9 protein-coding genes are annotated in these 12,554 nt (G+C 42.6%); 8 read left to right on the top strand and 1 reads right to left on the bottom strand.

What is annotated here, in order from left to right; all coding sequences use genetic code 11:
* The first annotated feature begins 702 nt into the window (after positions 1 to 702).
* The 7 genes from IEX80_RS20865 to crtD all read left to right on the top strand — a co-directional run bounded on the left by IEX80_RS20865 (position 703) and on the right by crtD (position 7,116).
* Entirely contained in the window at positions 703 to 1,710 is a 1,008-nt protein-coding gene (locus tag IEX80_RS20865; protein WP_090534105.1) for an aspartate-semialdehyde dehydrogenase, read from the top strand.
* 76 nt (positions 1,711 to 1,786) lie between these two features.
* Entirely contained in the window at positions 1,787 to 2,569 is a 783-nt protein-coding gene (locus IEX80_RS20860; protein WP_188834020.1) for a hypothetical protein, read from the top strand.
* A 72-nt stretch (positions 2,570 to 2,641) separates the two neighbouring features.
* Positions 2,642 to 3,424, top strand: coding sequence for a hypothetical protein (locus IEX80_RS20855; protein ID WP_188834019.1), 783 nt, complete (start codon positions 2,642 to 2,644; stop codon positions 3,422 to 3,424).
* Between the two features lie 9 nt (positions 3,425 to 3,433).
* Positions 3,434 to 4,339, top strand: a complete 906-nt coding sequence (locus IEX80_RS20850) for a LysR substrate-binding domain-containing protein (protein ID WP_188834018.1) — start codon at positions 3,434 to 3,436, stop codon at positions 4,337 to 4,339.
* 18 nt (positions 4,340 to 4,357) lie between these two features.
* Positions 4,358 to 4,795 (top strand): hypothetical protein, encoded by a 438-nt coding sequence (locus tag IEX80_RS20845; protein WP_188834017.1) that lies wholly within the window; start codon positions 4,358 to 4,360, stop codon positions 4,793 to 4,795.
* Between the two features lie 114 nt (positions 4,796 to 4,909).
* Positions 4,910 to 5,461, top strand: a complete 552-nt coding sequence (locus IEX80_RS20840; RefSeq protein WP_188834016.1) for a type 1 glutamine amidotransferase domain-containing protein — start codon at positions 4,910 to 4,912, stop codon at positions 5,459 to 5,461.
* 179 nt (positions 5,462 to 5,640) lie between these two features.
* Entirely contained in the window at positions 5,641 to 7,116 is a 1,476-nt protein-coding gene (gene crtD, locus IEX80_RS20835) for a 1-hydroxycarotenoid 3,4-desaturase CrtD (protein ID WP_188834015.1), read from the top strand.
* A 103-nt stretch (positions 7,117 to 7,219) separates the two neighbouring features.
* Here the strand turns inward: crtD and IEX80_RS20830 are convergent, their stop codons facing one another.
* Positions 7,220 to 10,777 carry a VCBS repeat-containing protein gene (locus tag IEX80_RS20830; protein ID WP_188834014.1) on the bottom strand — a complete coding sequence of 1,186 codons (3,558 nt, stop codon included), beginning with the start codon at positions 10,775 to 10,777 and terminating at the stop codon, positions 7,220 to 7,222.
* Between the two features lie 241 nt (positions 10,778 to 11,018).
* Here IEX80_RS20830 and IEX80_RS20825 point away from each other — a divergent pair, with 241 nt between their 5' ends.
* Positions 11,019 to 12,338 (top strand): vanadium-dependent haloperoxidase, encoded by a 1,320-nt coding sequence (locus IEX80_RS20825; protein WP_229701701.1) that lies wholly within the window; start codon positions 11,019 to 11,021, stop codon positions 12,336 to 12,338.
* Positions 12,339 to 12,554 lie beyond the last annotated feature (216 nt).

Below are 12,554 nucleotides of genomic sequence, written 5' to 3'. Positions count from 1 at the left end.
GAACATGGAAAAGTTATTATAAACCTCAAAATGTGATTTTGTAAACCTATTTTAGGATTAATTAATATTGTAAACGTATAACAGGATTTAGCAGTTAAACTGTAAACTTTTTTTAGGACGAGACAAATCAACCCGCAGTATTTGTTTAGGAGGAATGATTGATTGGTCAGACTTCAGACTTTTTCCGCGTTAGCGATAGTAGCGGATACCGGCCTGTGGCTAATGCCTTGTGTAGTATGAGCGGATAGCGCGGGCCGAAGGTAACGCCCTGATTCAGTTAGCAGTTTTGATTAGGCAGTTTGCAGTTAGTTTCTGTCTGAACTCGAATTAAACGAATTATTGGAATTTTGCATGGCATTCTATTAATTCATTTAATTCTAAAAATTTCGGTTCAGTCAAACTAATCGCTTGCAAAAGTCACAAGTCTGCCACCCGCTGGCCTTCGCTCAAGACTTGCGCCAGTATCGGGATTTCATGCTGTTAATTCTCAAATCCTGAAAATTCTGATTCAGACAAACAAACCAATCACTTAATCAACTCAGTCAACGACTCACTTAAATAAACTCCACAATAACCATAGACTTAATATTTCTCCGATACCAAAAAAATGTGCATATTTGAGGGTTTAACTTTTAAAACACATAATTAATTAAAAACAGGCGCTGTGAAGCAGCTTGATACATTTCAAAAACAATTTAAAAAATGAAAGTCGCAGTAGTAGGTGCTACAGGATTAGTAGGCACCAAAATGTTGCAGGTTCTTGCAGAACGCAACTTCCCCGTTACAGAATTAATTCCCGTAGCTTCAGAAAAAAGTATTGGTAAAGAAATTACTTTTAAGGGTAAGCAGTTTAAGGTGGTTTCTGTTGAGGATGCGATTAAGATGAAGCCGGACGTAGCAATTTTCTCGGCCGGCGGAAGCACTTCATTACAGCAGGCTCCTTTATTTGCAGCTGCTGGTACAACTGTTATTGATAATTCATCGGCATGGCGTATGGATCCAACCAAAAAGCTGGTTGTGCCCGAAGTAAACGCTGATGTACTTACCGCCGAAGATAAGATCATCGCCAATCCAAATTGTTCAACTATACAAATGGTAGTGGCTTTAAAACCACTGCACGATAAATATAAAATTAAAAGGGTAGTAGTTTCAACCTACCAGTCGGTTACCGGTACTGGTGTTAAAGCTGTTGATCAGTTGTTTAACGAGCGTAAAGGTATCGACGGACCGAAAGTTTACCCTTATACTATCGACTTAAACGTGATCCCGCAGATTGATGTATTTACCGAAAACGGTTATACTAAAGAGGAAATGAAAATGATCCTCGAAACCAAAAAGATCATGGGCGACGACAGCATTAAAGTAACTGCTACTACCGTGCGTATCCCGGTTATGGGTGGTCACTCTGAGTCGGTTAACATTGAGTTTGCAAATGATTTTGACCTGGCCGAAGTTCGTGAGCTATTAGCCAACGCACCAGGCATTGTTGTGGTTGACGATACTGCTAACCTGAAATACCCGATGCCGCTTGACGCGCATGATAAAGATGAGGTATTTGTAGGCCGTATCCGTCGTGACGAAACCCAGGACAATACGTTGAACTGCTGGATAGTATCTGACAACCTGCGTAAAGGTGCAGCTACTAACGCCGTGCAAATAGCGGAGTATCTTGCTGCTCAACATTTGATCGGTCAGCCGGTTGAGGCGTAATTAGAATTTCTTTTCATAAGAATAGAATAGGGATAGTCGTTTGATTATCCCTATTTTTATGCTGTAATATTTGGGTATGAAAGCCTTGAACCTGATTGTTATTTTCTGTTTTATCACATCGGTTAAACTCTTCGCGCAAACACCGAAGTCTATTGAAGCCGACTTACTCAAATCATTTAAAAATATTGAATATTGGGACGAGCAGCAACGTAAAGGGAATGAAAATGCGGGCGATTCTCTTATTAAAGCCAATGATATATTTGGTCATAAATTAAAACGTTATACAGAAACCTATCCTTCTACAATAAACCTGCCCTTCAATTCGCTTAAAAAAGCACAGCTTGATATTTTTACTTCATCAGACAGTTTATTTAGGATCTATTCATGGGATACATGGACTGGAGGCACTATGCACATTTGTGCCAACGTGTTACAATACAAAGCCGGCGATAAAACAAGGTCATCTTTGATGAACAACCCAGGGGACGGCGGCGCTCCTTTTTATTCAAACTTATATACTTTCAAAGCCGGCGATAAAACTTACTATTTTGGCATTTATGGAGTTATTGAATCATCAAGATATGCAGGTACCGGAATCAGGGCCTTTGCCATTCAGAATGGTGTTTTAAATAATGACGCAAAGATCATCAAAACACAATCGGGTTTACATAGTACTATTTTTTATGAATACGATTTTGGTTCGGTAGTTGATATCCCGTTTGAAAAACGTCCTACCATTACTTTTGATCAAACAACGCAAACTATACATGTACCGTTGGTAAATGCCAAAGCACAAGTTACAGCAAAATTTATCACCTACAAATTCAACGGGCAGTACTTTGAAAAAATAAAAAGCTAAAAAACAGCTAACTGGCAATCATCGTAACAGAATGTCTGCCGGATTTGCTTTTTTTGTGTATCTTGTTTACCGATGAAAACCTTTAAGTTAATAATTGTTTTCTGCTGCTGTTTTTACTCAGCAAATTTGTTTGCCCAGAGTCCGCAGGCCATTGAAGCCGACCTGTTACGGATTTTTAAAAGGGTAAACTATTACGGTTCCCACAAAAAAGAGTGGAAAGCAATTGATTCATTAGAAAAAATGAACAAGATCTTTGGCTTTAAGCTGAAGTACTATACCTCCAAATATCCCGGAACCATTAACTATCCCTTTACCGAACTGGTTAAAGAACGGGTTGTGATAGCCACATCTGCCGATGGCTTGTTCCGTACTTATTCGTGGGATACCAGGCTGGGCAGCACCGGCTATGATTTTGACAATGTTTTGCAGTATAAGGTTAGCGGCAAAGTATCGTCATCGCTTAAAATGGATTCCGTTGGCAAAAAGCATAACCCGGTTTACTGGTACTCCAAAATCTATACCCTCAAGGCAAACAACAAGGTTTACTACCTGGCGGCGTATAATTCGGTACGTTCCAGTGTTGATGCTACCCAGGGCATCCAGTTTTTTACTGTCGAGAATGGTAAATTGAACGGAGTGGTATTATTGGTTAAAACCCCAACCGGGATGCATAGCAAGCTTTATTTTGATTATAACTTCCTTTCGGTAGTTAATATGAAAGTGATCCCGACTATTTATTATGATGCTAAAACACAAAGCATCCGTAGTCCGTTAGTTAATGCAAAACGAGAGGTTACCCGCGACTATATCGTATATAAATTTACAGGTAAGTACTTTGAACGGGTAAAAAATTAACTTTGCCCCATGATCTCTTTCGCCCATCGTGTATTTATGGAAGTTGCCGCCAACCTGAGTTTCAGTAAGGCTGCCCAGGTGCTGTTTATTACGCAGCCGGCCATCAGTAAGCATGTTAAAGCGCTTGAAGATCAATATAAAGTGCCCCTGTTTGAGCGTAAGGGCAACAGTATTTTATTAACCGAAGCCGGAAATAAGCTAAATGAGTATTTACAACAGGCAACAGAGATAGAGCGGAAGGTAGAGTATGATCTTTCGGTGTTAAGCAATCTTTCGCAGGCTGCCGGGCATTTGCGTTTGGGCGCAAGTACAACTATTGCCCTGTATATTTTACCTTCGATACTTTCTGGTTTTCAGCGCGAGTACGCCAATGTTGATGTACAGCTTGTAAACCGCAACAGCGAATATATCCTGAACGCTTTGTTAAATCATGAGGTTGATATTGGTATAATTGAGGTTGATAATAAACTCACTACAGTATCATACAAGCCTTTTATGAGTGATGAGGTGATCCCGGTTTGCTCGGCTAAGAGTCCCCTGGCAGGCAAGTCATTAACATTAAAGCAGTTTGTAAAAACGCCCCTCGCCGTGAGAGAGCGTGGTTCGGGCACGTTGAATGCCGTATTAAAAGCCTTGTCTGCTTTGCATATTAAACCGGCCGATCTGTCCGTAAAGATCCGCCTTGGTGGTACCGAGGCTTTAAAAAACTTCCTGCTGGCCGATCAATGCCTTGGCTTTATGCCGCGCCCATCAATTATCCGGCAACTGGCCGAAGGTGATTTGGTTGAAGTGCCTATTGAAGGTTTGAAAATTAAGCGTGATTTCTTTTTTATCCGTCGTAAGGGGACAGAAGATTATGGACTGACAAGTAACTTTATAAACTACGCGTTGCAGCATACGGAAAGTCAAGGCTAAACTATTTCGAATTTAACCATGCCGCTTAAGATATATTCAATTGATCGTATTGAAATAGAAAAGGCAGTCCTTAGCTGGATTGAATTGTTATCTAACGGAAGATACGATGAAGCTTATCAGTCAACTCTTCATGATCCTTATTATCAATGGAGCCCGTCAAATATTAAAGACATAATAAACGGGTATGGATTGCCTGACGAACAGTCAGAGGAAAAGTATAAGGTTACGTCTCCGGAATCCGCAATAATTAATGGTAATATTAATCCATATAAAGATATAGACTTTTTTGATTATGCTATTAGAAAGATTGATGAGCGACATGACATGACAATAATAGGATACGTTATTTATGATTTGCCTATAAATGGTGAATGGAGCGATCTTTCTGCAACATTCAGAATCCTACAAACAGACAACTTTTTAATGCTTGAGTTAAATGAAATTCATGTGCTCTAAGCTTGATTAGCAAGATTCTATCTTCTCTTTTAAAATTCCTAAAACCATCCTTATTTTTGCCTGTATTTATATTGTATTTAATTTTTATAATCATTAATTAATAAATTATAAATTATGGCAAGTTTAAATGGTCGTAAGGTGGCAATCCTTACCGAAGAAGGATTTGAGCAGGTTGAATTAACAAGCCCAAAACAAGCCCTTGAGCAGGCAGGTGCAACAGTACACGTAATATCACCCAAAAGCGGGAAGATCAAAGCCTGGGATAAAACCAATTGGGGTATTGAAATCAATGTTGATAAACAGCTAAACGAAGTAAGCCCTGATGATTACGACGCGCTGGTTTTACCGGGTGGCGTGCTTAACCCCGATAAGTTAAGGCAAAATAAAGATGCCGTTGCCTTTGCTTCTGCATTTTTGGATGAGGGCAAGCCGCTGGCGGCAATATGCCACGGCCCGCAATTACTGATTGAAACAGGTATGATCAACGGGAGACGGTTAACTTCATACCCATCGTTACAAACCGATCTTAAAAACGCCGGCGCCGATTGGGTTGACGAGGAGGTGGTAGTTGATAATGGCCTGGTAACAAGTCGCCGCCCTGATGATTTGGAAGCATTTAACCGCAAAACTATTGAAGAGATAGGCGAAGGCGTTCATCATGTGTAGTTTCTGAACCGGGATTTTTATAGGATTTTTTGGAGTACAGGATTTTTCTCAGATTTAAAGAGATCTGATCAATGTGCTTGGAATTTTATAAGATTTGACATTAGTTGGATTTTTCTAACCGGGTCAGAAAAAATCCTGTTAATCCTAAAAATTCCCCGAATCCCGGTTATCTTTACCCCATGCCTCTTCCCAAAAAAGCTTTGATTATTGGCGCCGGTATAGCGGGTATTGCGACAGCTATCCGCCTGGCGGTAAAAGGATATCAGGTTGAAGTTTATGAGGCTAATAGTTACCCCGGTGGTAAGCTGAGCCAGTTTGAGCAGGATGGTTACCGCTTTGATGCCGGGCCGAGCCTGTTTACCATGCCGCAATATATTAACGAGCTTTTTAAGCTGGCCGGAAAAAACCCGTCTGATTATTTCAGGTATCAAAAGCTGGATGTTGTTTGCAGATATTTTTATGAAGATGGTACGCGTTTAACCGCTTACGCTAATGAAGGCAAGTTTAGCGATGAGATACAGGAAAAGACAGGAGAACCTGCCGCAGCTGTAAAGCATTACCTTGATAACAGCAGTATGGTCTATAACGTTACCAACCACGTTTTTTTAGAGCGCTCCCTGCATCGGCTTAAAACCTATCTGTGCTGGGATACCGTCAAATCAATATTAAGGTTTGGTAAGATAGATGCCTTTCGCACTATGCACAAGGCCAATGAGGTCTTTTTCAAGGATAAAAGGATAGTGCAATTTTTCGACAGGTATGCAACCTATAACGGTTCAAACCCTTATAGCGCACCGGCCACGCTGAACGTAATCCCGCATCTGGAGCAGCATTTTGGCGCTTATTTTCCGGAGGGTGGGATGTATAACATAACTTCTTGCTTAGTGGCGCTGGCCGAATCAGTAAGTGTAAAGTTTTACTACAATAACCCGGTAGCAGAAATTGTATTGCAAGGTCACACAGTAAAAGGGATCAGGACGAATGATGGCGTAATTGAAGGGGATCTTGTGGTATCCAATATGGATATCTGGTTCACCTATCACAAGCTGCTAAGCAGTCATCCCAAACTTCATCCTCAAAAAATATTAAACCAGGAGCGAAGCAGTTCGGCCCTGATATTTTATTGGGGGATCCGGGATCAGTTCAGGGAGCTTGACCTGCATAATATTTTTTTCAGTGCTGATTATGAGGCCGAGTTTAATCACATTTGGAAGGAAAAAGAGATTTATCACGATCCAACTGTTTACCTTAACATCAGCTCCAAATATAAACCAGACGATGCTCCCGAGAGTTGCGAAAACTGGTTTGTGATGATCAACGTACCTGCTAATACCGGGCAGGATTGGGATGCACTGATAGCCGGGGCGAGGGAAAATGTATTAAATAAGTTAAGCCGTTTGCTAAGTAAAGACATCCGTAAACTTATTGCTAATGAAAGCATTCTTGATCCGCGGAGTATCGAAAGCCGTACATCCTCATACCAGGGCTCGCTTTATGGCACCAGCTCCAACAGCCGGTTTGCCGCATTTTTACGGCATGCCAATAAATCCTCAAAAATAAAAGGTTTATATTTTTGCGGGGGAAGCGTACACCCGGGAGGAGGGATCCCGTTGTGTTTGCTGTCGGCAAAAATTGTGAGTGAGTTGGTTGGTTAAGGGAGGAAGATTGGAGTTTAAGTTACCAATATCCCCTCCTTTTGGTTATCGGGCACCCAGGGTTTAGCATGGCATGACGAATGTGTGCATGGATTTACAATTATTAACTCCCTTTCCTTTTCCTCCCATTATAGCTTGTTATGATTACCTCTGCTGTATTAGCATCCAATTCCAATATCCTTGACGATTGCGATAGATAGGTTGATCCATAATAAAATTCAATATGCTTTTTGCCTCCGTTCTTGAGCGTAATATCAGCATAAAAATCATCGGCCTTTAATTTAATATATCGCCTGGCAGAATTAGCGCCCGTTTTCCGGAATACTTTAATGCTATCCTGATTTTGGGTGGCTATTAAAACCTCGCCTCCTTTAGCCGATTGTACACTTGCCAGCCCTTTACCGTCGCCCGCAATATAAATGCCGCTATTAGCTACTGATAGCGGAGCAAAGCTGCCTTTTCCATTGCCTTTCATATATAAACCCATAAAGGCATCATGCCTGCCGGTAAAAGGTTCCATGCCAAAGTCGTTACCAGTCATTATCAGGTCGAGATTGCCATCGTGGTCAACATCTTCAGCTATCATGCCGTACACCGGGGCCATTTGTACATCTTGTGGTAGTGCACTGATACTAAAAGTACCAGTGCCTTTGCCGGTGATAAGGCTGGTGTTCATATCGGTTGCCTTAAGGATTACGGCGCCTTCTTTGTCTTTCTCAGTCCACAGATCATTCATGGTAGCATGACCAAAGCCGCGATAGCTTGGATATTTTTTGCGGATAGAGATCACCTGGCTGATGAGGTCATCCCGGGTATGCATGGGGAAGGGTTTCTGTGAGCCGTCCTCATCCTTCATAAAGCAAAATATCATGGCATCGAAGGAACCGTTACCGTCCAGGTCTTTACCCATAATGGTCATGGGTTGCTCAAATGATGCTTTGTAGTTTGAGTTTTGCCCCAGGTTACCTGCTACATAATCGATATTACCATCATTGTTGAAGTCGCCTGCAACTATGCTGTTCCACCAACCTACATGGTCGTCAATGCCTGATTTGATCTTGCTAAGGCCATGGCCGGTGTTTTTGTAAAAGGTAACCGGCATCCATTCGCCAACCACCACCAGGTCCGCCTTGCCATCCTTGTCAAAATCCGACCAAAGCGCGTCGGTGATCATGCCGCCATGTATCAGGTCGGGGCAAAGCTGGCTGGTAACATCGGTAAATTTACCGCCATCGTTCCTGAGCAAATGGCTAACGGGTGATGAAGGGTAAGCGCCTGAAACCGATCTTGAACCTACAAAAAGGTCCAAATCGCCATCGCCGTCAAAATCGGCGGCGCGAACGCATGAACCGTTATCGTATTCTACAGGTACGGCCGCAAGGTCGCGGGTAAAATGGCCTTTTTTATCGTTGATGTAAAGCCTGTCCTGCGCTGTGGTATGCCCTTTCTGAAATTCGTAGCTACCACTTGCGATGTACAGATCAGGGAAGCCATCGCCATTGGCATCAAACAATAATGCACCCATGTCTTCCTCTTCTTTAAAATCTTCGTGCACAAAACGGTTGTTATCCATAGCGAAATGACCGTTTGCATCCTGCACGAAAAATACCCCTTTGTTACCGGCGGAGCCTCCTATAAAAAGGTCATCATAGCCATTGCCATCCACATCGCCAACGGCAATAGCCGGGCCGTACTGGCTTAGCTTGTGCGGCAGGGTAGGCTGTATATTATAATCGATAGCGTCTTTTTCCTGGTGCACGTATTTTATGCCTGTTTGGTTATTAGCCTCCTGAAACACCGGGATGATTTTGCCGAAAGCATCCGGCGGGAAATAACCAGAGGCATTTTTGTACCGCAATGTAAGTGTTTGGTTGGTCTTAACATTGGTAAGCAGCTGTGTTTTACCATCGGGCCAGCGTACCCGCAATGAGTCGACAGATGTAGTGACCCCTATACCGAAATGCCCGCGGGCATCATCCGTACTCATATAGCCGCGGCAGGGTTGCTGGTCATAAAACTGCTGCTTGCCTTTGTAATAGATACGGACGGTAGCACCAATACCGCCAATATTTTTGCTGTCGCCCTGTAGTGCAACAGTTAGATAGTTGTGATCTTTGGCAACCTGCGTTTTGCTGTTAGCTGTGTTTTCATAAACAAAAGCATCGTCATCAATATTATTGATCACGAGGTCAAGATCGCCGTCATTGTCCAGATCGGCGTAAACGCCGCCGGTTGAAAAGGTAGGTTTCACAATTCCCCAATCTTTCGATTGATCTTTAAACAAATACCCGCCCGCATTTCTGAAAGCGTAGCTTGATGTTTTTACAACCGGAAATGAATCGGCCGCGGCCAGCGTAGTGTTTTCCTTAGCAGTACGGCCCTGGTCGTTACTGTATAAGGCATGGTCAAGGTCCGTAACGTCGCGGGGATAACCGTTGGTGATCATCATGTCACGATAACCGTCGTTATCAAAATCGGCCACGAGCGGTGTCCAGCTCCAGTCGGTTTGATAAACACCGGCCTGGTAAGCTATTTCGCTGTATTGCGGATGACCAGCGGGTGTTTGCCCCTGATTAAGCTGCAACACATTGCGGATGTACTGGTGCTCGTATTTAAATTTGTTATTGTTGATATAGGTGATATAATTATCGCCTACAAGCATGGTTTTTTTACGCACATTTTCTTCGGGCAGCATCTCTAATGATATCAGGTCGGCCTTGCCATCGTTATTGATATCAACCATATCCGATCCCATTACCGACCAGCCCGTGTGTTTAAAATACTCGCCCGCGCGGTTGCTGAACGTGCCGTTTTTATTGTTCACCCACAATACATCGTTCGATATAAAGTCGTTACCTACATAAACATCCGGCCAGCCATCGTTATTCACATCGCATATAGAAACCGAGTTGCCAAAGCCCTCTATCAATATCCCTGCTTCTTTGGTTACATTGGTGAAGGTGCCATTTCCGTTGTTACGGTAAAGGCGGTCGTTATTCTGTGCGCTGCCATCGGTTAATTTTGGGCGATAGGCCACCAGAGTTTCTTTACCTAAAAAGTTGGTGAGCAGGTACATGTCAAGGTCTCCGTCATGATCGTAATCAAAAAATACGGCTTGTGTGCTGTAGCCGGTATCCTGCAGTCCATAGGCTGCTGCCGATTCTTTGAAGGTTGGCACGCCATCTTTATTAGTTGCCTGGTTAATGAAAAGCAGGTTTTTGCGATGGTTGGGATCGCTTTTAAATGATGAGCAAACGTATATGTCCGGCCAGCCATCGTTATTGATATCAACTACTGATACACCTGCGTACCAGTCGCCATTACCGGCTACACCCGCCGCGTCTGTAACATCTTTAAAAGTAAGTAAGCCTTTGTTAATGTATAATTTATTGGCAACCATGTTACCGGCAAAGTAAACATCGGGCAGGCCATCACGGTTAAAATCGCCGATACCAACACCGGCGCCATTGTACAGGTAGGGGTGGTTAAGGATGTTGATGCTGTCACTTTCGGTAATGGTATTTTTAAAATCGATACCTGTTTGTGAAGCATCGAGCAGCTTAAAGAGCGTTGGGCTTGATGACTTTTTTGAACATCCGGCACCTAAAAAAAATAACAATAAGGTAGATAGTTTAAACGCCTTGGGTAAACTTTTTATCATGCAAATATGGTTAATAATTGATTGATGGTTTATGCTTTGGTTAAGCTTTAACTTATTGGTTATAATGCAATAAGCCACCGTAAAGAAAACGGATTTTACAATTCCTGTTTCTGCAAATTGTATCAAAAGTTAGTTAATTACTATCGGGCCATACTTAAATATTGATTAACTGTTAGCTTTGATCTGAACCCCTGATTTGAGGGTTAGACCAATTAAACTGATCAAGCCGTTGCTGTTCATCATGATGAAGAGACTATATTTTGCATTTATCGTTATTATAACCTGCTCATCATGCGGTAAGAAAAGCTGGGAAAAACCGGCCGAAAACCCGGATTTTATCCACCGGTCTATCAAAGATGTTACTGATGTGGTAAGGCATGATATTTATTCGCCGCCGGTTGCCAGTCGTATTTATGCCTATATTAGTGTGGCTGCATATGAGGCTGCGCGAAATGGCGATAATCATTACCAATCGCTTGAGGGGCAACTGAAGGGGCTCGACTCGGTGCCTAAGCCTATAGCCGGTAAAAAATATTGCTTCACGTTATCGGCATCGCATGCTATTTTAACCGTTGGCAAAATCCTGGTGATGAGTGAGGGCAGGATAGAGGGTTTTCATGACAAACTGATGCAGGAGTTTAAAAATACCGGCATGCCCGATAGTGTTTATGATAACTCGATAGCGTACGGTAAACTTATTGCCGACAGGATCATAAAATGGGCGGGTAAGGATAACTATAAACATACCCGCTCATTATCAAAATATGATGTGCAAACAGATGACGCAAGCTGGAAGCCCACCCCACCGGCCTACATGAAAGGTATTGAGCCACACTGGAATGAGATCCGCCCATTTTTGCTTGATTCGGCACAGCAATTTAAACCGGCCCATCCCTTTACCTTCAGCAACATCCCCGGTAGTAATTTTTACAAGCTGGCTATGGAAGTATATGATACCGGCAAGCACCTCACCGATGATGAGGCAACTATCGCCACCTTTTGGGATGATAACCCCTTTAAGGTGAATATCAACGGGCACACTATGTTTGCCACAAAAAAGATCTCGCCGGGAGGGCATTGGATCAATATCACGGCGCTGGCTTGTCGTAAGGCTAAGGCCGGTTACGTGAAAAGCGCCGAAGCTTATGCTTGTATAGCTGTAGTTATTGCAGATAGTTTTATAAACTGCTGGGACGAAAAATACCGGAGCAAGGTGATCAGGCCCGAAACTTACATTAACCAGTATATTGATCAAAGCTGGATGCCATTGCTGCAAACGCCGCCTTTCCCCGAGTATACCAGCGGGCATAGTGTTGTATCTACCGCATCAGCAGCCGTGTTAAGCAAACTATTTGGCGATGAATTTTCGTTCATTGACTCTACAGAAATGGAGTTTGCTATCCCCGCGCGCAATTTTAAATCCTTTAAGGCCGCGGCCGAAGAGGCTGCTATCAGCAGGTTTTATGGCGGTATCCATTATATGCCATCCATAACTAACGGTGTAGATGAGGGCGATAGGATAGGGCAATTTGCATTAACTAAACTGCATACTAAGAAGTAGCCGGAAGTATGGGGAGTAACTCTTTTAGCAAATTCATAAAGGCATAATCAAGGCGAATTTATAAGTAATTAAAGGGTTATTTTCCAACACTTTGTGCCTTTGGCTGAAGGATAACTAAAGAACAATTGCAATATTAAAACAATAAAGCAACCATTTGTATGAACATTTAAGTTATGAAGATCTGAAAGTAAATAATCGATACCAATAACTGCTGCA

This window comes from Mucilaginibacter rubeus (assembly GCF_014643835.1).
GTDB lineage: Bacteria > Bacteroidota > Bacteroidia > Sphingobacteriales > Sphingobacteriaceae > Mucilaginibacter > Mucilaginibacter rubeus.
The sequence above is the reverse complement of the archived record's forward strand: the minus strand, read 5'-3'. Positions and strand labels throughout refer to the sequence as shown.